The following is a 19,543-nucleotide window of genomic DNA, read 5'->3' on the forward strand; positions in this document are numbered from 1 at the left end:
CTATTGGGAGATAGCAATCACGSCCAGATGGTTGCCCTTCTTTGCAATCTTAATCAGATTTTGTTCAACGCGGCGATCCACAAGTGGATGCCGGCCGACCAGCTGAAGCTTGTCGAACGGACCGAAAGGCTTGAAGTTCGACTTCGCAAGATGGCCGCGGACGGGCACCGGCCAAACAATCAGTTGGAAGCCCAAACCTTCTTACTCGTGACCCGCGTAAACCGCGCGTTTGCGGACGGCAAACGCAACATTCTCAGCGAGATTTGGACTGAATTCGGAAAAGTCCTTGAAAAGGCGAAGGGACTGGGCGAATTCGATGCGAAGCGCCTCGTGAGCTATATCGAGGCCGCAGCGAGCGCGGCCGGCAGCGACCCTGCCTATACCGAGCTTGTCGAGAGGCTGTCGGAGTTTGTCGCCGAACGCAGCGGTGAGGCAGACGGGGCGCTGGTTCTTCTGCGGCGTGCACGAAAGCTCGAACTTACCCATTCCTTCGATCTCATCCGGATCCTCGGCCGTGTCGTTTTGGGCTTGTCGAAAAAAGAACACGCCACCGATCTGGTCGATGCCCTTATTCTCCTTGCCCTGGCCTATCGAAGCGCGGGGCTGTTATGGGCGTGCCGCGCAACCTGCATCTATGCACTTACCACAATCTCGATCAAAGCCGAGGAGGAAGGCGAGTTTCAGATTGAACTCATTCCGGTGCTGAAGTTACTGGCATGGACCGCCTTGGAACTCACGCACCTTCCCGACTTCATGGCTGCGATCCAGCTGCTGAACGGCGCAGGTGGACACCTTCCGCTCAGCGAGGAGTCGCAAAAACGGGTCGCCGATGATCTAACGGAGTTGGATGCTGCAATGGGAAGCGTCATACTGAATCTTGGCGTTGAAGAGCTCGGCCAGCTGTCGGAGACCCCAGACATTCTTCATCGCCTTGGATTGTGGACTTCAAGGATGGGGCTCCTCTATGCGATGGGGTACGCCCATACGTTGCGTGACRAGAAAAGCCTGCCGGATTCGGAGAGCGATGAGGACGCTTTGAAGTTTTTCTCCTTCCTCGCGTCCCAACCGGTGGCTGACCACCGCCGGCCGCTGGTGGCGAACAGCGAATTGGGGGAAATCTTCGAAACATATCTACTCGGTATGCGGATCAAGGCCATCACCGATGGTAGCGACCGTCAGGTAGTGTTGGCGGAAATGGTCTTGGGCGCGCTCGAAGCGACTTTTGCAACAATTCCCGAACAGAAAATTGCGCCTCACGTCGCGGAGTTCGAAATAGCGTTCGAGGAAACAGACGAGCTCCTCGAGCCAAGCTTCGACATATCGGAGTTGGACGTCGCTGGCGTACTGAGGTGGCCCGCTACGCTTGAACCGACTGACTTTCCGAAACAAGGCCTTATTCAAAAGACCCTTTTCATGGTTGCGATGCAGGTTCTCGGTTTCACGAGCAGCATGGATGACTTCGGAAAGGTTCTGCGCACGCTGATCGACGGGGAAGCAGTCCAACAGCGGATCGCCTTGATTCAGATCGCGCCGACCAGCTTTCTGAGACTGTGGCGCGAGCAGACCACCAGGTTGTCTCGGTGGAAAAAGAGCGGGGACCTGCATTACGAACTCAAATACCCGTTGCCCAAACTCGATATCCGACCGCTTTCAGCAGATTCGAAACGGAAGACGAAAAGGCCGCTGCCTTACGAAGTTCGCGATCATCGATCGATGACTTCCCTTTCCGTGATTGATGTTCATGCTTGGAATAGAGCTCGTTGGCGTGGCCTTGGCTTCGGTTTTGTCGGCAAAATTCCTGCGATCTTTGTGCTTTTTGAAAACGAAGATGCTGCACGGAAGATTTTCGAGCGTTGGAAAAAACGAGTCGGCTACCTTGATACCAGAGGCGATATCCGTGTTTCGATCGTGCGGGAGATCCCGAATGAAGCGCCACACCATTACTATGCAATCTTCTCGTCGAGAGATCCCGAACTTGAGGAGCTTCAGACAAAAGATTGGGTGGTAATGGCAAATCGGTCCATGTTCATCGAGCCGACGACAGGTGCCAACCTCAATGGTTTTCTAAAGTTATTTGGCGTCACGAAGCAATACCTGCTGTGTCCCCACCTGATCGGTCAGGCGGAACCCATCAAGGAGCTAGGGATTCTAAAAACGGACCTGTTAGTCCGATCTCAATCAGACCTTCCTGATGGCGATATGGATTGGGCGGCCCTTCGCAAAGGTAATCCGCGCGAGGCGACAAGCTGACCACGGCTCAAGATCAAACCCTCGACCGGATTACGCCGATGGCGTCGTACGGTGTCACATCCCAGGTTTCGACCATCCGGCTGACAAACAGGCACCTTGAACGACCTGACTCTGTCAGAGCGTGTTCTGCAAGCAAGAAGACCTGTTCTTTTCCGGCATTCCGTTCGGCGCGAGCAAAAGCGTGAAACACAATAACCACGTCGTCCCGCAGATCTGGCGTTATGAAAAACCCGTTCACCCGATCAGAAATCGAACCTGCTAGTACATCGAGCCGCAAGGCCTCAAAAGCGTCAGCGCATTCGGTCTGGCTCTGCAACTCTCCGACACTCAGCAGATCCATTGCCATTGTCGTCCAGCCGCGCGGCCGGCGTTCTTCCAAGCCCAGCAGCACTCCACGAATGAATGGATGGAGGAGTGGTGCAGGCTTGTCGGACGGATGCCCGATCTCCCGGTTCTGATAATGGCGATCAATCGCGTTGGACATCTCCGGGATAACCAAGAGATGACCATCTGTTTCCCCCAGGTCGAAATTTGTCGCCAGGTATAGCCCGAGGAGATCCAATTCGAATCCGATTACATCCGCAGTTTTCTGCAGTCGCGATCGGCGGTCGAAATAGTCAAGGAAGAGCGACGGCCGGTCCAAAACGTCGGCAACGCAGGCCAGATCGGCGATGTTGAGCGTCGTTGGCAACTCCAGCCCATCTGGGATCCAACCCGCGGCTTTCAATTCTACCTCGGCAGACGACAATACCGTCAAATCGTCCAGCGTAACAGAAATCCTGATAGTGGCGTTGATTTCAGAGGGTTCGATACCGAGCAGTCGCGTAACCTTCAACGCTGCGTCATCTCCTTTCTGACCGAGTGTGATAATCGATGCCAATCTCGCCGATTGAACGGCTGGTTCGACAACGAGATCGCCAACATGCCGCCGGACGCGGTCAGGGGCTCCCCTCAAACCTTGTGGCGAAAGGGACGCCGACTTGCACTCTATGATGACTACAGTTCGATCTAGCACCACGAGCACGTCGGTCTCATAGCCCTTGCCCTGCCAGGACCACTTCGCTTCCGGCGTGATAGAAGCGCCGGGCAAGGCCTGCGTGACAATACCGAGCGTTTCTTCCTCCAGAAACGTCGCCCGTCGCTTTTGCAGGTGGCCTTTTAGATCGGCGTCTGCAAACAGTGACGAAAGAATTTGGCTGAGAAAACTGACGGCAGTGTGTGGAAAGGCAAAGAAGTAGTCATCGCCGGTTTTTAGCCCCGGCTTGGTCCAAATGGGGTTGGAAAGGAAGAAATGATCTGGGTTCTCTTCCGAAAGGGCGCCGGCGGTCATGCTGATCAGATCCAGAATCGTACGCGTTGTCTCTTCCGAGACGCCGCAGGTCCTCGCGATCTTTTCGACCGGCGCAATAGCGCTGACCACGAGCCATCGGTCCGCATGCGCGAGCAAACGCGCGCGAACTGACTCAAGCTTTTCGTCGGCGTGGAGCACGGACAGATACGCGTCCGGATCACCCGTCACACCGGGATATCGGTTGAAAAAATCTCGGACCAGGTCAGGGATCGTGGCGGCCTTGAATATGTCCTTCAACAGCTGAAACCGATCGTTGACTTGAGATTCAACGCTGCTGACCGCTTCTTCGATGACCGATATGACATCAAGCGCGCCAAAGCCATTGCGCTTGCGAAGGAGGGTATCGAGCGGCGCATATTGCTTACGCAATAGGTCCAGCATGGATCGGTAGCTGCCCCAGTTGCGTACCATCTGCGTGTGCATCCGCAGCCGTTCCTGAAGCGACCGCACGGTGGCAGCCGTCTCATCGGGTTTCGCCTCTCCATCTTTCATGCGCGTGGCGACAAATGCGTCAGGAAGCGCCAGCGCGAGATCGATCGTCTCCTGAATCGCGGGCGGCGGTGCCGGTTCACTTCCCCATTCCTCACTCGGCAGGGATAAAGCAACCGCTTGTAGAAGCTCTACATGGTGTTGAAACATGCCCTCGATCATGGCCCGATCACCAACCCCTCGCGGACCGACGGCCGTGCGCAGGCCCCATCCCGCCAAAACAGCGATCAAATGAGGTGGGTAGTAGGTTTCCAGGAGCGTCCGTAGCCGATCCATCAACTGAGGATAAGACATGGCTTCCAGGGCGCGATCGCGACGATGTCTCATCGAGATGGCTTTGGCAGACTGAGCGTCGACAACGCGAATATGGGCGCCGCCTACTGCATGAGTCGGACCGTCGAAAGCCTCGTCAGGTGTCATCCGGTTTTTCCGACCTCAACCTCATCCGACCTTTACCTCAGAGGATACGCGAAACTATTAACGCACGTTTGGAACTGCAAGATGAATTCCTTCGTCGAGATGAGCATTGTTCCCCAAAGGTTTTAATCCGATCAGGCGTCAGCCACTCGTCGCCGTTCGCGTAACCGCGCAGCTCTTTTCTTTGCAGCCACCGAGGGACTGCCCAACTTCAGCTGATCGAAAAACACCTGGTTTCGAAGCTCGGCATCGCGCAGCATCTTCGCAAATGTCATAACCCGCAAGTGAGCGTTGTGTGGTTTCGACCAACCAAAATAGCCCTGCCCGTCGGGGGTGGGACTTTGGGCCAGTGACGACTCGAACAATTCCCGTGTCGCGGGTGTAAGTTCGCAAACTATGATGCATTCGAAGGGCGTGTCCCTTGAAATGTCAGAGATGATGCCTCCATCGACATCAGTAACGCGTGATCCTCGCAATTGCTCGATATATCCAAGCACCTGGCGCACCGGATCCTGGCTCGGCTTGTCGTCTCCCGGTCTCTTGAATTCGATGATGACGACGGGTTCAGCCAATCCCTCGCGTCTGAAACCGAGGGGATTGAAAAAGATCAGGTCAGGCTCTTTCCGCGAGCCCGCCCCATCGGCAAGAGATTTTATCGACTTGTCTGAGGCGAAGAACTGATAGCTGCCAAGCGCGTCATCGATCATCCAGAGATTGTGACGTGTATGATCTCCTGATCTGTACATTTCGCCCATAGGGCAGATGATATCGTGGACTACCTTCTCGTAGTGGTATGAGCGAGCTTCCTCGTCTTTGAATTTCAGCATTACATTGGCCATCTGCAGGAGCTGGTGCCTCTTCACCACAAGTTCGGCCAGACGCGCGCGTTCCTGGTTCTGGATGTCGGCTAAAGTTTCGCGTGCTTGGGATTTTGCCTCCTCGTCTAAAGATTCGAGACTATCAAGTTCATCGATCTTCTTGCGAAGATCACGTTCGTCTCGAAACAGGAGAACGAAGAGGTTTTGGGCGATCTGCTCCTCATCCATGCCCGGGCCGAGGCTGTTTACATATTCGTCGATATTCTCGAACTGGGTCGCAAGCTGCGGATGCTCGAAAACAAGACTCTCTACGGTGACCTTCTGGCGTGATCGCAATTTTTTGATGTGATCAATTAGGAACCGTTCAGCGGCCGCCAGGACAATATCTTCAAGAACTTCGCCCTGATGGTTTGTGAATTTGAACCCCAATCGCTCCTGATCTACGCGTTCATCGAGGAAGTCACCGCTGACTACCGCCACATACGATTTTCCGTCAGGTAGTTCCTTTAGTGCATACTTTCGCTCGATCGATACTGGATCGCCGACGAGACGGCCGTGTGCGGTTAAAAGATAGCTGTTTCGCAGGTTAGTGGAGATCGAGTTATCGACGAAAAGATGGCTGATCGTTATCTCTGACGGACCTTCACCAAAATCGAAGTTAACGATTTCGGTAGTAGGCTCATCAACCTTACCGGCAATATATTCATTGAGGCTTGATGTTTCCCCATCATAATTGATGGTAATTTGCGGCAACGTTTTCGAGATGAATTGCGGGAAAAAATGAAGTGCGAGATCTTTCAAATAGGAGCTGGGCCGAACCTTGCCGCGCTGTTCTCGTCGAAGTTTTGACAGGGTTATGGTTGAACCCAAGTCGGAGTCAGGCGCTGGTGACGTACGCTTATAGGCAATTGAGTTCGGCTTTTCCGGCGCAAAACGGAAACTGATACGCTCTTTCGCGCGACCGTTCTTTACGACGCTCTCAACCCGGATTGTCTGAAACATTTTGATCCAGATAAAGCGCCCGACGCCCTTGCCCCCGCGCTTGTACTTGAAGCGACTATCGCTCGTTTCAAAAGATTCCAGGTTGTCTTCTGTGAACCCGATTCCGTTATCGCTGATCGCGATTTGTGAGACATCACCATCGGCATCTAAAGTGATGTCGACGCTCACCCGGCCCCGTGTCGCGGCTTTTTCTTCACCAAATCGATCGTTGATGGCATGAATGGAATTGCTTACGGCTTCATAAACCGAATAGAGCAGGGCTGTCTTTCCGTCGGGAAGCCTCATGTTGTTTATGCGGCCGAGAACATCGAACTTCATCTGCTATCCAGCTTTCGCTGCTCCTTCTCGCGATCATTTACAGACCTAGCCTGAGAATTGGTTATTCATGCCGAACTGCGGTGATCTCATAGCAATTGGCACGATGTTTCGCTCCGCACGGTTGTAGAACCGTAATGTTAGTTTGCGCCAGCGCAATCTGCTGGCTTAAGCGAAACCCACGATGCGCTGTGGCGTGGCTCTATATAATTCCCCATGCCCGAAACCTCCCCCTCCCCGTCATCTCCCTGAGGCCGAGTTCCAAGACGATCCGCCGCGCCGCCTGCGGCGTGACCTCCAGCGTCTTCGCCACGATTTTTGCGGACACCAGTGGTTTGGCCATGACGAGTTCGACTAGCTCAGGCAGCTTCGAAGATGTTCGCCGTCCCTCGAGCTTCCGCTCGAACATTTTTCGCGCCAGCGCCAGTCGGTCATGCTCTTTCATGCCGATCTCGGCAGCCGCGATCAGGCCGCCGGCGATGGCGAGCAGCCGAGTTTCMCGGTCGCGATGCCGACGCCGATCGACCGGAATGGTTTTGAGGCCAAGATTGATGGCGGCGAGATGAGCGCCGGTGGTGATGCCGGCCTGCCGTAGGATCGATGCGGCCAGCAGTCGGCCGAGCCAGGGCGCGTGCTGCAGCACGGACAACTCGTTCCAGGCATCGAGGGAGACGATCGCCTGCAGCACCGCCGGCAGGTTTTCGGCTTGCCGCAAGACAGAACGCCATTCCTCCAGCCGGGCGTCCTCGTCCCARTCAAGATCGTAGWTCATCGGATCTTTTTCGGCAGCAAGGCTGCCCGCGGCGCGTCCGGGCCGGGTGGCGCTTTCGATGACGGCGTTTGATCGGGATATCACCGCATCGATGGCGGCATAGTCGACACCCGGGATATTTTCGACCTCGTCGACATCCTCCCCCTCCCCTTCCCCTTCCGGATCGACGGCACCMGCGCGCCTCATGACACCGGCCGGCGCCGCCTCATCAGCATCGGCCGCTGTGACCTCCGAGGTTCTTCGCAGCGTACGAACGCCGTCGGCAGACAGTGCCCAGCTGGCCGACTGGCCAGAAATGCGCCGGCGGGTCCGCAGGACGTCGTGGGCGATTGTCAGCTCATGGGTGGGTGTGCGAATATCTTTTGTGGCGTCGTGGAGGACGAGGTCTTCCACGTGGACGAGTTCGCCGTCGATCCACAGCGAGGCGCAGGCGTCGGCAAAGTGGGTGCGCTCGATCCAGCCATCGCCGACCGGTGAGCGGGCGACGCGCTCGTCGAGACGCGCCAATTCGATACCAGCGCGAAACGCCGGCTCCATCAGGGCTGTCATGCTGATTTTCGCGATATCGTAAGCCATTGAATTTATGATAAATGATTTGTTAAAGAAACTCTATTTGAAAGTTACAGTTCCTCACTGCGTATGGCAGCTAGTTGTGGCTATCACTTCCGATAAGTATCTCTTATCGTAGGTGATTGATTTCGAGTCGCAAATCAGCGAAAACCGTTGCGATGCACGGTGTCGCGCCGTCAGAACCGTCAATCCGGAGCGTTTTCGTGGCCAAGCCTTCCCGTTCCAAATCTGACGTCGATCGCCGCGCCGACGAACTCGACACCATCGCCAGCGTACTGCCGATCGACCGCCGCGACGAACTGGCCGAACTGTTGACCGACCAGGACATCGAAACGCTGCGCCATCTGGTCAACGAGGGCATGGGCGCCAACACGCTTCGGGCCCTGACCTCCGACCTTGCCTATCTGCAAGCCTGGTCGCTCGCCGCCACTGGCGCCTCCCTCCCCTGGCCCGCGCCTGAGGCACTGCTGCTGAAATTCGTCGCCCACCATCTCTGGCAACCCGACCAGCGCGACGTCGACCCTCTCCACGGCATGCCGGCTGCTGTCGAGCAGAGCCTGCGCGAGCAACGCTTGCTTCGATCTTCCGGGCCGCATGCGCCCGACACGGTGCGCCGGCGGCTTGCCAGCTGGTCGACACTAACGAAATGGCGCGGGCTGACGCGCGTCTTCTCGTCCCCTTCGCTGAAGTCCGCGATACGCCTTGCGGTGCGGGCGACGCCGCGGCAAAGGAAACGCAAGAGCGCCAAAGCAGTCACCGGCGACGTTCTGGCCAAGCTGCTCGCGACCTGCAGCACCGACAGCCTGCGCGATATCCGTGACCGGGCCATCCTGATGGTGGCCTTCGCCTCAGGTGGACGCCGTCGCAGTGAGATTGCCGGGTTGCGCAGAGAGCAGCTCTCGGTCGAACCGCCCATCCCCGTCGAGGGCGGCCCTCCCCTGCCCTCTCTCGCCATCCATCTGGGTCGCACCAAAACGTCCGGCTCCGAGCACGATGAGGTCGTTTATCTGACAGGGCGCCCCGTCGATGCGCTCAACGCTTGGCTTGCGGCTGGAAGAATCGAGAGCGGGAGTATTTTTCGGAAGGTCGATCGTTGGGGCAATGTTTCCAAGCGTGCCCTCGAGCCGAGTGCGGTCAATGCGATCGTCAAGCAGCGGGCGGCAATGGCGGGACTGGAGCCGGGGGAGTTTTCGGCGCATGGGCTGCGATCTGGATATCTGACGGAGGCCGCCAATCGAGGCATCCCCCTCCCCGAGGCAATGGAGCAATCACGCCATCGATCTGTCCAACAGGCATCCAGTTACTACAACGACGCTACGCGGCGGAGCGGGCGGGCTGCCCGTATGCTTTGACTGCGGGAGGAGGATTGTCATAAATCACGGATAGTTGCTATTTGACATTCCCGGTCCCTCCCATCCTCCATCGAAGAACGACCGGCCCAGGTCGCTTGTCCAGCCGTGCAAAACTCGCGTAGCCATGCGGCGGGCTGCATCGTATGGCAGCGGCTTTTCTGCCTTGGCCGGCGGTGATGATTCTCATCATCGGCACGCCGGAATGCTAATCTGAGTTGCCAGATGGGTCGTGGCCACCGCACAAAAGGGTCCCCTCCGCCTTTTGTTTCAAAGATTCCAGTGTACGGCTGAAACCCGGATCCCGAGTTACGGTGCCTATAACTGTTTGTTGTTGCGTAAGAATGTTGAGATCTCTTGGCCTGAGCGGCCGTGCTCATTAAGGCTTTGTTAACCCTAAATAGCTTGCCAGCCTGGTAGAATCGATGCTTATTGCAAGCAGCGGAGTGATTAGGAATTTCCGCTCAGAAGCGCTATTTCAAGAAATCAGGTCCGGGGATGCCCAAARTCGCTGCAAAATTACCGCCAAAAGACGAAGATTTGATGGGCTTGATCGAGCGCCATTCTCGTTCCTTGTCGGCGCAACTGCAAGAGCATCAACTCGCGACCTTTCCCCCCACGGCGGAGAAAGGTATCCGCACGTTTCAGCCGGCGGAGGCAGCGAAGCTGGTCGGCGTGAAAGAAGTATATCTCCGTCAGCTAGCAAACGAGCTAGAGGATCTGCAGGTTAGCACCAGTCCGACCGGCCGCCGGTCATATTCCGTCGAGGACATGCACAGGATCCGCAAGCATCTCGACCAGGTGGGCCGTGGCAATCGCCGCTATCTTCCACATCGCCGCGACGGTGAAGCGTTGCAGGTTATCTCGGTCATGAATTTTAAGGGCGGGTCCGGCAAAACCACGACGGCCGCGCATCTGGCCCAATATCTGGCGCTACGGGGCTACCGGGTGCTCGCTATCGATCTTGACCCACAGGCGAGCCTGTCCACACTCTTTGGCAACCAGCCAGAAACCGATGTCGGTGTAAACGAGACGCTTTATGGTGCGATTCGATACGACGACGCTCGCCCAATGGCCGAAATTGTTCGCGCGACCTACATTCCTGACCTTCATCTGATCCCCGGCAACCTCGAACTTATGGAGTTCGAACACGACACGCCGCGGGCGCTGATGAAGCGAAAGATCGGCGATACCATGTTCTTTCACCGGATCAGCGAAGTCCTTGATCAGATCGCACCCAATTACGATGTCGTGGTGATAGACTGCCCGCCGCAATTGGGCTACCTGACCCTCTCCGCCCTGACCGCAGCTACCTCCGTTCTGATCACAGTGCATCCGCAGATGCTCGACGTTATGTCGATGAACCAGTTCTTGTCGATGACATCGGATCTGCTTCGGGAAATCTCATCGCACGGTGCGCGCTTCGACTATAACTGGATGCGCTATCTCGTGACGCGGTTCGAGCCGAGTGATGGGCCACAGAACCAGATGGTCGGGTATCTCAGGGCAATTTTCGGAGAGAATGTTCTAAACTTCCCGATGCTGAAGACGACGGCCGTTTCCGATGCCGGTCTCACGAACCAGACCCTTTTCGAGGTGGAGAGAGGCCAGTTCACCCGGGCCACTTACGATCGCGCGCTCGAGGCAATGAACAATGTCAACGATGAGATCGAGTCGCTGATCAAGAAAGCATGGGGAAGAAAATCATGAGCAGGAAGGACATACTCCGTACCCCTAAGCCAACCGCTGCCGCAGCTACCCCGGTTGAAAGACCGCTCAAGAGCCGGAGCATTCTTCCGCTCCTAGGCTCCCAGCCAGCGGAGGGGACAACAGCGGCATCCTCGCGTCTCACCAGCCAGGTTGGCAGCGCTTTTGCCGAAGGTAAGGCGAGGTTCGAGCGCGCCGAAGAAATCGAAAAACGCTTGGCTGAAGGCCAGACCATCATCGAGCTCGATACAGGTACGATCGATCCATCTTTCGTACAGGACCGCATGCCCGGTGATATTGCCGGTCTTGTTGAAGCGATCCGCGAACAAGGCCAGCAGATCCCTATTCTGGTGCGCCCTCACCCCGAGGCGCCAGGGCGTTATCAAGTCGCATTTGGTCACCGTCGTTTGCGTGCAGTCTCGGAACTCAACCGGCCCGTCAGGGCAGTTGTCAGGGACCTGACCGACGAGCAGCTCGTAATTGCCCAAGGTCAGGAGAATAATGAACGCCAGGACCTGACATTCATCGAAAAGGCGCGGTTTGCCTCCCGGCTTACCGAGCAATTTTCACGAGATGTCGTGATGGCAGCTTTGTCAGTCTACAAAAGCGACCTCTCGAACATGTTGTCCGTGGTGACGCGCATCCCCACGGATATCGTCGACGCGATCGGCCCGGCACCCGGGATTGGCTTGAAAAGTTGGGTGGCTCTCGCCGAGCTTCTCACCCGCGAGAGTGACCTTGAACAGGCTTCCACTTTCTTGCGATCGGCCGAGGCGGAAGCCCTGCCCTCGCCCGACCGGTTCAAGTCGCTCGTCGCCAGCCTCAAACCTGCGCCGACGAAGCGCGGACTACCGGATCTCCTGACAACGCCCACGGGGCTCCGTCTGGCGCAGGTGACGAAGAGCAAAACCAAGTTGGACCTGTCAATCGATCGGCGCGAGATGCCCGATTTCGCCGCCTTCGTCCTGGAGCGTTTACCAGCGCTCTTCGAGGAGCATCGCTCCAAGAACAGCAGTCAAGACCAGTTGAACAACGGAGATTAAGCGGAAAAAGAAAAAGGCCCCCAAAACGTCGCCGTCGTGGAAACCTCTTTCAGATCTAAGCAACCTGAGAATCGCACTTCCACGCATATTCGTCAAGAGTCTTGGCACCGATTTGGTGAGCCGATTTCTTTTGCCTTCTGAAAGGTGAAAGACGATGCAGACAGGAAGTGTGACGACGCCCTTCGGGCGGCGGTCGATGACGCTTGCTCTCGTGAAGCGACAGGTCGCTACAAGAGAGATCAAGGCAGGAAAATCGGTCGAAAAGTGGAAGGTCTTCCGGGACGCCTCAGAGGCCAGGGAAACACTCGGCCTGCAGTCGACCAGCCTCGCTGTGCTCGACGCACTGCTAAGTTTCTATCCAGAAAACGAGTTGCGCCAGGAGGCACAGTTGGTGGTGTTCCCGTCGAACGCACAACTGATCCTGCGCGCCCACGGAATGGCCGGAGCAACACTTCGCCGTCATCTCGCATTGCTGGTGGAATCCGGGCTAATCGTTCGGAAGGACAGTGCCAACGGGAAACGCTTCGCGCGCAAAAATAATGCTGGTGAAATCGAAAATGCTTTTGGCTTCGATCTCTCACCATTGCTCGCCCGATCCGAAGAATTGGCTCTCATTGCGCAGAAAGTCGTTGCGGCGCGATTTGCGTTCAGAAAAGCCAAGGAGAACCTGACGATCTGCCGTCGTGACGTTCGCAAGTTGATTTCCGCAGCAATGGAGGAAGGCGCCCAAGGCGACTGGGCAGCCATTGAAGCAATCTATGCCGAGCTCGTTTCTCGCATCCCGCGCTCCCCGACCATGGAAGACGTAGCGGCGGCTCTGGACGAGATGGAGCTTCTTCGCGACGAGATTATTAATCGATTGGATGACCAGCAGAATTCGCAGTTTAATAGCACCAATGACGCTCAATTTGGGCAGCACATACAGAATTCAAATACCGAATCCTTCAATGAACTTGAACCTAGCTCTGGAAAAGAGCTGGGCGCGAAGCCAAGCAGGCCAAAGGTCGAGCCGCTGAAGGCTTTTCCGCTTGGTATCGTGCTGAAGGCATGTAAGCAGTTGGCTGACTATGGGCCGGGCGGGGCGGTCGGAAGCTGGCGCGACCTCATGTCGGCCGCTGTCGTGGTGAGGTCGATGCTGGGGATCAGCCCGTCTGGCTACCAGGATGCTTGCGAGGTCATGGGGGCTGAGAATGCCGCAGTGGCGGTCGGCTGCATTCTTGAGCGTGCAAATATGATCAACTCCCCAGGTGGCTATCTGAGGGATCTCACGCGGCGAACCGAGCGAGGTGAGTTTTCTCTTGGCCCGGTCATCATGGCGCTACTCCGCAAGAATGCTGGCGAGCTCCCTAAAGCAGTGTAAATCGCCGTTAGGTGCGACTAACTGCTCTAAACTACTGAAATAGCGGATGTTTCTGGATTGCTTGGCGTTTCCGTCGTCCAACCTTACGAATTTCGCGGTTTGGCAGCAAAGTTCGTTCTACTGCAATGCAGGCACCGCGATATTGGAGCGCGGAGGAGGGAAAGTTAGTGCCGGCTGTAAAAGTGCGGTGTGAAGCTTGGGTAAATTCTAGCGCTAGCACGGTCCGAAGCGGTCCGACTTTCAGTTCTCAGAGTATCACGTGGAAGACAGGTTCCTTGCTGTGGTTCGCTGGAATTGCTCAACAGGCGTCGCTGACGGGGGTTTATTGGTTGTTAGTCGTGACTAACCGCATGAAACTACTGAAATTACTCGGTTTTCACCGATGTTGGCCAACGGTCAACGTCGCCTCCAGACCCTTCGAGTTCAGCAGCGGGTCGAAAACGCGTCCATAGCCTTGAGAGGGTCTTCGTCCCCGGGTGCTGCGTACTTCGTGGGTTGCGTCGCGCTCGAGGGGCTATCGTTTGAGACGCGATCGGGGTGGCGGTCGACTTCGGCTCAAGACGCGGTGGATGACGTGTGCTGTATTTTTCTGCRGCCGAGAAGGCTCGCATGGTTCTGCTCGGATTTTTTTGCGCCTGGCGTCGAGGAAGAGGAGGGCGCTGAGTTTCTCTCACCGCCCATTGCCTTTTGCTTCAGCCCTAGAAAGCGGCTTTGCGCCGTCATGCGATCATCCTCGCTCAGGGCTTCTAGCGGCCTACCGTCCAAATCATGGCGATGGGAGTCGGGCTGGGCACTCGCGAAATAATATCGCTTGGAGTGGGCAAAGGCAGCAACCGCGCGGCGCAACGTCGTCATGCCAACACCAGGTTTCAAGAGCGGGCGAATTTCCTCAAAAAGTCCAATAGCAAAGGGTCGGATAGTATCGCCTGACCTCGCCGGCAGGATCCCAACCGGACGGACAAGCAAAGCGTTTACGGCGTCTGCTTTCTGGATGGCGATCTCCGAAGCTACGATCGGGCCGCGGCTGACTGTCCAACGTTTTGTCATATGTACCAACCCCCTATTTTCTTCCCTGCAAGGCTGGGATCTACATCGTTTAAGCTGTTCTTGTGCAGAAATGCATATTGTGGTGGCCGATCTCAAGGCCCAACTGCGCTTCATCCTTCTATTTGGTACAGAACAGTCAGGCGACTAAGCGGGAGCGCTATGCAATGCTCGCCCTCGTCTTTGCGGGAGTGGCGGTCCCCGACAGAATCCTCTATATTGCAAACATGAGCGACGAACAGACCATATCGAACTCCACCAAGTCGGCCGTTGAGAAGGTCCTTCGTGACCGGCTCGGCCAGGCAGGGTTTTCTGGCGCCGACATTCGGGCCGATCGAGACAGCGATGGCGACCCGATCCTGCTCGTCGACGTGAGGTATGCTTATTCGGACAGGCCGATCAGTTCGAAACTCACTTACGGTCTTTCGACCGAGGTGCGAAAGGCTTTGAGCGCCCTTGGAGAGACGCGGTTTCCGCATATTCGGCATCATTTCGACGAACAACAGAAGATTGCAAGTTAAGCCGTGTCGGATGATTTAATCGCCACTGCTCGGCGGCTTGCCAAGGCCAGCCCCAAGCGTCCACAACAGTCCGACCTGAAACGCGGCGTCAGCACAGCCTACTATGCGCTGTTTCATGCGCTTGCGTGCGATTGTGCCGATCTGCTCGTGGGTACGGGCGAAACGCGCAGTGAACCCGCATGGGCGCAAGTTTATCGGACACTCGAGCATGGCGTTGCAAAAAACTCCTGCAAAGCGACGGCAAGCCGCGGCTTCCCGAGCAGTATTGTCTCCTTTGCCGATACGTTTGTCGYCCTGCAGGAAGAGCGTCACCGCGCCGATTACGACCCGCTTGTACGGTATGTCCGGGCCGAAGTCCTCGTTCTGATCGACAACTGCGAGCAGGCAATCCGGGATCTTGCATCGGCGCCGCGATCGGATCGCAAGGCGTTCGTAATCTGGGTTCTGTTCCAGAAAAAAAGATAGGACCGTTTGCCCGGAAGCTGCAGCGGTTACGTCGGCTTCGGGTGCAATTTTAAAAGCCTATCGTGTTCACCGGTGCCATACCACGCGACATCTCAAATTGGACAAGCGCCACATCGGCGGAGATGACCACGAAATCCTCTTGCGGTGTTCACTTACTTTCGTCCGGCTTGACTCTAAACGCGGCACGACCAAACGCCTCGGTGGATGCCAGACTGCCTAGCGGAGGTCGCGCTTTCGGTGCGCTGGGACTATTACGATGTGGCTCCTTCGGCTGTGGTTGTCATAACCATAGCAATTATCACAGCATCGGGAGCTCGAAACGCACGTCGGACGGATGCGAACATGTTTCCGCGAATCTTGCGCCGGAGGAATCCCCATAAGACGTGGGCGCCGCCCTTCGGGCAGGGCTGGCGGCAAAGCGGTAGCCCGTTGTCGGTCTCCCCTTTTCGGGCGGCCATCCCTGACGCACGCCGAACGGACCGTACCGCTTGCGGCTTGCCGGCGGCAAGGGAAGCTTCGCCGCGTCGCGCGCTGCCCGGTGTTGATTGCACGCTCGCCGCGCTCTTGCGATCCCCACTGGATCGCTGGTACAGCAGCCCCAGTTATCGAGGTGTCATTCCGTGAAAAAAACCAACCGCAGCTTCACCGTCGAATACAAGAACACGCGGCGCAAAGCAGAGCGCAAGCCGAATTCGATATGGGGAGATCTCGATTTGAAGTCGGTGACTCGGCAGGCAAACGAGGCGGCGTTTTCCTCATCAGGCGAGCACGGCGACGCCGCCCAGGTTTTCCAGCCTAGAGGGCAGGTTAATTCGACAGAGCCGATGTTGACACCGGTGATGCCGCAGCCGAAAAATGCATCGGCGACAGAGGAGAACCCCATGCCAGAGGAAAACGAGACGGTGACGGAAACAAACACGGCAACCTCCGCCGAGGTAGTGCCCCCTGCGCCGGTGAAACAGCGCAAGCCCCGAACCAAGAGGGTCGCCGCGCAAGGGGATCCGTCTCAGGTCGCGGGGGCGGCATCAGACAGCACCGATGCGATAGCCGGCAAGCCGAGACGCGGCCGTAAAGCGAAGACGATCCCGGCTGCAAGTCTTGCAAAAAGAAAACCTCTCGACCGCGTGCGTAAGACGACGGACGCTGCAGCCACCACCCCGGTGGATGCCATCGACGACATGGCGGAGCTTCTGCGGCTTGAAGACGAAAACCGCAGCCTGCGCAAGCAGCTTTCCGAAAAGCTGCGGGCCGAGAATGCGGATCTGCGAAAGCGGCTCAATCTCGCTTGACGGGCGAAGGCACACCCGGCCAGCCGTGACCGGTGAGGTCGAGGAGGTCACGACGGCGGCCGCCCGGTTCGCGCTCGCTTTGTGCAGGCGGGTAGAACACGAGGTCAATGACAATGGCATCCTTTTGGAATTTCGTTGCCCGTTTGACGTCAAGGCGGCGTAAGGAACAGCAAGGAGCCCGCCGACACCTGGCGCCGAGCAACAAGGCGACGCAACACCGCCGGCTGCCGGGGCGGTCCCTGGCGATGCTGCGCGCCTGAGTGAGCCGCCGYGACCCGGTGCGATCGCGGGGGAGCCGGGCAAAGCGGTAGACGCTGTCGATGTTGCGGTAGAGCCCGAAATCCCAACGTCCTTGCCAGTCCCACAGGCCGCTGCGAGAAGGCGGCAGAGGAACAGGGCCACGGAAGCAACCGCCGGACGCCAGCTTGCGAACGCCTCCACCGTTACCGCGCAGGCCATCAGCCTCGATGACGAGATAAAGCTCTTGCGCAGCGAGCTTATTCGCAAACTGCGGCTGCAGAACGCTCAACTCATGACCATGTTGGAACGGTTCGAGCGTTAGGTCGCGGATCGCGGGCATGCCAGCGATGAGTTTGCGGTGGCGGAAATGACGGCTCGCCGGCTCTGCGGACATCGCGAACTCCAGCACCACTCGTCTCCGTGAACACCGCCCGGTGATACTGGCTTGAGGTGTAGTGCGCCCGACGTTGAGCAATAACAAAAGCGCGCCACCGGAGCCATAGCGCTGCCAGACCCTCGGGCTCCGATCAGATAGTGCACATTGTCTGCTGGCTAAAATCAGCGCTTTCCATCTCCGACAACCATGCGCAGGTTCTCGAACACTCCCGGTGCAAACTGGAACTGTCGCGCCGTGCCGCGCCCCATCGAGTTCTTGCCGAGCGTCTCAAGCAGGATGCCTCGCTCGACCAGAAGATCCATAGTTTCAATGACGCCGCCGCGCGTCATTCCGGTGATTTCTATTATATTCGATAGCGTTAGCTTTTCATGCGCCTGGTGCATCATGTAGAGGATATTCATCATCCCGATCTGTTTGATGCGGGACTGCGCCGATTCGCCCTCGATCGGCTTTTCCAGAATTTCACGCACTGCGAAGACAGATAAAGCTTGGCTTTGCCATCGGTCACTCAAATTGCTTGCCATCGGTTTAACTATCCATTATTTGCATAGTCTATGGGTTGAGGCGAGTCGCTTCTCAATTCCAACCGACATTGGAGAAACCGGAGGGTAGGGGGCATGCGAGGCCTTTTCTTTCGAACGATCATAGCAGTTTTCGGGTTCGCTTCACTGTATACCATTTCGGAGCGAAGCGCTCGCGCCGACGAATGGGGTTGCCAGGTTATCCTGTGCTTATCCAATCCAGGTGGCCCGATGCAATATGGCGAGTGCCGGCCCCCGATCCGAAAACTCTGGCGTCACCTCGCGAAAGGACGCTCGTTTCCGGTCTGCAGCGGCGTCGGCTTTCAGAGCTCTCGGCCCCGCTACGAGCCATACTACTGCAATCTCGGCTATCGCTTATCGAGTGGCTACGGACCACGGGGGAGAGACGCGACGTGCGTTTCTACATCGCCGCAGGCCGTGAGCGATAGTTTCTGCCGGCGGGATCGAGACGACCGCGGTGGGAACAACGGCTCAGTTATGTCTCCGCGCTGGCAAAAGGAAAACGGCCGCCATCAGTGCATGGCGTATACCGTAGCCCGTCCCTTGGTGCGCGATAAACCTCGGTACATCGATGTGACGATCGACGGGGCCGGCAAGCAGAGGGTGTGGTTCTGAACATGCCCGTTGCCTTCCTGGATCTTGCAAAGACCTGTGCACCCTTCGTTGCATCGGAAACCCTTGCGGGCGTCGTCAGCCTCGAGAGTCGGTTCGCTCCGTTCAACATCCGGATCAACAGCGGCGCACCACTCGAGCGGCAACCTGCGACGAAGGCCGAGGCAATCGAAATCGCCACATCGTTGGGAGCAGAACGCCATGACATCCAGATTGGTCTCGGCGGCATCGGACTCGAAGAATTGCGTAGGCTGAAACTCTCGATATCCGACGCTTTCGATTCATGCCTTAACCTCCAGGCCACGGCGACGCTGCTCGACGGTTACTATCGCCTCGCGGTCAAGTTGGGTGCCGACCCCACCAGGGCCGAGCAGGTCATGCTGCAATCTTACTACGGACGTGATGATCCATCTGTCGGTGCCATGGTCAAATATGACGATCAGGTTCGCCGCGAAATCGAACGGCTGGGGCCGACCATCGCACGAGTGACAATTGGCGACAGGGGAGAGGGGAGGGATGACGACCTCCCGAACGAAATTCCCAGCGCAGACGCCGTTGCCGAGGTTGTGGCGGCGAACTCCCCGGAAAAAACAGCCGCGATCTCCGCGGCGCCGGCATGGGACGTCTTCAAGACCCGACGCCGATCATCCGTCATCGTGTTTCAGAATAATAAAATGGAGCAGAGTGAATGACTTTCAGTTCCCGTTTCCGCCCGATCGCAGCCTCGTCCGTGATGGCAATGGCCATCGTTGCGACATTGGCTGAGCCCGCCTTCGCGCAGGCCGCTGGCATCGAGACAATCCTGCAGAACATTGTCGATCTTCTAACCGGCAATATTTTCCGGCTATTGGCCACGATCGCGGTGATCGTCATCGCGATCGCGTGGATGTTTGGCTACATGGATCTGAGGCGGGCCGGTTACTGGATCATTGGCATCGGTGTAATCGCGGGCGCCTCAGAGCTCGTCGGCACCATCGTCGGGAGCTGATG

At 57.1% G+C, this 19,543-nt stretch carries 18 protein-coding genes; 11 read left to right on the forward strand and 7 right to left on the reverse strand.

The window, feature by feature from the left end; all coding sequences use genetic code 11:
* Positions 1 to 2,250 (forward strand): hypothetical protein (locus QD409_RS30965; protein WP_430764565.1); only part of this gene is annotated, 2,250 nt, incomplete at its 5' end.
* A 13-nt stretch (positions 2,251 to 2,263) separates the two neighbouring features.
* Here the strand turns inward: QD409_RS30965 and QD409_RS30970 are convergent.
* The 3 genes from QD409_RS30970 to QD409_RS30980 all read right to left on the reverse strand — a co-directional run bounded on the left by QD409_RS30970 (position 2,264) and on the right by QD409_RS30980 (position 7,999).
* Positions 2,264 to 4,510, reverse strand: coding sequence for a hypothetical protein (locus QD409_RS30970; protein WP_430764566.1), 2,247 nt, complete (start codon positions 4,508 to 4,510; stop codon positions 2,264 to 2,266).
* A gap of 131 nt (positions 4,511 to 4,641) precedes the next feature.
* Positions 4,642 to 6,645 carry an ATP-binding protein gene (locus QD409_RS30975; protein WP_430764567.1) on the reverse strand — a complete coding sequence of 668 codons (2,004 nt, stop codon included), beginning with the start codon at positions 6,643 to 6,645 and terminating at the stop codon, positions 4,642 to 4,644.
* 199 nt (positions 6,646 to 6,844) lie between these two features.
* Positions 6,845 to 7,999 (reverse strand): RHE_PE00001 family protein, encoded by a 1,155-nt coding sequence (locus tag QD409_RS30980; RefSeq protein WP_430764591.1) that lies wholly within the window; start codon positions 7,997 to 7,999, stop codon positions 6,845 to 6,847.
* Positions 8,000 to 8,187: 188 nt separating this feature from the next.
* Between QD409_RS30980 and QD409_RS30985 the strand changes: the two genes are divergently transcribed.
* The 4 genes from QD409_RS30985 (at position 8,188) to repC (ending at position 13,443) form a co-directional block, all read left to right on the forward strand.
* Entirely contained in the window at positions 8,188 to 9,336 is a 1,149-nt protein-coding gene (locus QD409_RS30985) for a site-specific integrase (protein WP_430764568.1), read from the forward strand.
* Between the two features lie 495 nt (positions 9,337 to 9,831).
* Positions 9,832 to 11,043, forward strand: coding sequence for a plasmid partitioning protein RepA (repA, locus tag QD409_RS30990; protein WP_430764569.1), 1,212 nt, complete (start codon positions 9,832 to 9,834; stop codon positions 11,041 to 11,043).
* Positions 11,040 to 12,083, forward strand: coding sequence for a plasmid partitioning protein RepB (gene repB, locus QD409_RS30995; protein WP_430764570.1), 1,044 nt, complete (start codon positions 11,040 to 11,042; stop codon positions 12,081 to 12,083). Before repA ends, repB begins: the two co-directional genes overlap by 4 nt.
* A 154-nt stretch (positions 12,084 to 12,237) precedes the next feature.
* Positions 12,238 to 13,443, forward strand: a complete 1,206-nt coding sequence (gene repC / locus QD409_RS31000; protein ID WP_430764571.1) for a plasmid replication protein RepC — start codon at positions 12,238 to 12,240, stop codon at positions 13,441 to 13,443.
* Positions 13,444 to 13,998: 555 nt separating this feature from the next.
* On the opposite strand, the gene QD409_RS31005 is transcribed toward repC, so the two are convergent.
* The gene (locus QD409_RS31005) at positions 13,999 to 14,490 is read right to left on the reverse strand and encodes a ProQ/FINO family protein (RefSeq protein WP_430764592.1); all 492 of its coding nucleotides are present in this window, start codon (positions 14,488 to 14,490) and stop codon (positions 13,999 to 14,001) included.
* Positions 14,491 to 14,654: 164 nt separating this feature from the next.
* On the opposite strand from QD409_RS31005, the gene QD409_RS31010 reads away from it, so the two are divergent.
* Both QD409_RS31010 and QD409_RS31015 read left to right on the forward strand, forming a co-directional pair.
* Complete coding sequence (locus QD409_RS31010; RefSeq protein WP_430764572.1) at positions 14,655 to 15,008, forward strand: hypothetical protein; 354 nt, start codon at positions 14,655 to 14,657, stop codon at positions 15,006 to 15,008.
* Positions 15,009 to 15,011: 3 nt separating this feature from the next.
* Positions 15,012 to 15,473, forward strand: coding sequence for a hypothetical protein (locus QD409_RS31015; RefSeq protein ID WP_430764573.1), 462 nt, complete (start codon positions 15,012 to 15,014; stop codon positions 15,471 to 15,473).
* A gap of 613 nt (positions 15,474 to 16,086) precedes the next feature.
* Here QD409_RS31015 and QD409_RS31020 read toward each other — a convergent pair.
* On the reverse strand, positions 16,087 to 16,392 hold the full coding sequence (locus QD409_RS31020; protein WP_430764574.1) for a hypothetical protein: 306 nt from the start codon (positions 16,390 to 16,392) through the stop codon (positions 16,087 to 16,089).
* Here QD409_RS31020 and QD409_RS31025 point away from each other — a divergent pair.
* Positions 16,376 to 16,762: a transcriptional regulator gene (locus tag QD409_RS31025; RefSeq protein WP_430764575.1), complete on the forward strand. Its 387-nt coding sequence runs from the start codon at positions 16,376 to 16,378 to the stop codon at positions 16,760 to 16,762. The two genes, QD409_RS31020 and QD409_RS31025, sit on opposite strands and share 17 nt — an antisense overlap.
* Here the strand turns inward: QD409_RS31025 and QD409_RS31030 are convergent.
* Together QD409_RS31030 and QD409_RS31035 are read right to left on the reverse strand one after the other, a co-directional pair.
* Positions 16,749 to 17,411, reverse strand: a complete 663-nt coding sequence (locus tag QD409_RS31030) for a hypothetical protein (protein ID WP_430764576.1) — start codon at positions 17,409 to 17,411, stop codon at positions 16,749 to 16,751. The genes QD409_RS31025 and QD409_RS31030 overlap by 14 nt on opposite strands.
* A 149-nt stretch (positions 17,412 to 17,560) precedes the next feature.
* Positions 17,561 to 17,923, reverse strand: coding sequence for a transcriptional regulator (locus QD409_RS31035; RefSeq protein WP_430764577.1), 363 nt, complete (start codon positions 17,921 to 17,923; stop codon positions 17,561 to 17,563).
* 93 nt (positions 17,924 to 18,016) lie between these two features.
* Here QD409_RS31035 and QD409_RS31040 point away from each other — a divergent pair, with 93 nt between their 5' ends.
* From QD409_RS31040 to QD409_RS31050, 3 genes are read left to right on the forward strand one after another with little or no spacing between them, the layout of a single operon-like run.
* Entirely contained in the window at positions 18,017 to 18,556 is a 540-nt protein-coding gene (locus QD409_RS31040; protein ID WP_430764578.1) for a hypothetical protein, read from the forward strand.
* Between the two features lie 2 nt (positions 18,557 to 18,558).
* Positions 18,559 to 19,245 carry a type IV secretion system protein VirB1 gene (locus tag QD409_RS31045; RefSeq protein WP_430764593.1) on the forward strand — a complete coding sequence of 229 codons (687 nt, stop codon included), beginning with the start codon at positions 18,559 to 18,561 and terminating at the stop codon, positions 19,243 to 19,245.
* Positions 19,242 to 19,541, forward strand: a complete 300-nt coding sequence (locus QD409_RS31050; protein WP_430764579.1) for a TrbC/VirB2 family protein — start codon at positions 19,242 to 19,244, stop codon at positions 19,539 to 19,541. Before QD409_RS31045 ends, QD409_RS31050 begins: the two co-directional genes overlap by 4 nt.
* Positions 19,542 to 19,543 lie beyond the last annotated feature (2 nt).

This window comes from Rhizobium sp. BR 315 (assembly GCF_050577975.1).
Classification (GTDB): domain Bacteria; phylum Pseudomonadota; class Alphaproteobacteria; order Rhizobiales; family Rhizobiaceae; genus Rhizobium; species Rhizobium miluonense.

Bases quoted from the DNA above. Each gene is read 5' to 3' on its own strand.
- repB (WP_430764570.1), top strand. From the start codon at position 11,040: ATGAGCAGGAAGGACATACTCCGTACCCCTAAGCCAACCGCTGCCGCA.
- QD409_RS31050 (WP_430764579.1), top strand. From the start codon at position 19,242: ATGACTTTCAGTTCCCGTTTCCGCCCGATCGCAGCCTCGTCCGTGATG.
- QD409_RS31010 (WP_430764572.1), top strand. From the start codon at position 14,655: ATGCTCGCCCTCGTCTTTGCGGGAGTGGCGGTCCCCGACAGAATCCTC.
- QD409_RS31040 (WP_430764578.1), top strand. From the start codon at position 18,017: ATGCGAGGCCTTTTCTTTCGAACGATCATAGCAGTTTTCGGGTTCGCT.
- repC (WP_430764571.1), top strand. From the start codon at position 12,238: ATGCAGACAGGAAGTGTGACGACGCCCTTCGGGCGGCGGTCGATGACG.
- QD409_RS30975 (WP_430764567.1), bottom strand. From the start codon at position 6,645: ATGAAGTTCGATGTTCTCGGCCGCATAAACAACATGAGGCTTCCCGAC.
- QD409_RS31035 (WP_430764577.1), bottom strand. From the start codon at position 17,923: ATGGCAAGCAATTTGAGTGACCGATGGCAAAGCCAAGCTTTATCTGTC.
- QD409_RS30970 (WP_430764566.1), bottom strand. From the start codon at position 4,510: ATGACACCTGACGAGGCTTTCGACGGTCCGACTCATGCAGTAGGCGGC.
- QD409_RS31045 (WP_430764593.1), top strand. From the start codon at position 18,559: ATGCCCGTTGCCTTCCTGGATCTTGCAAAGACCTGTGCACCCTTCGTT.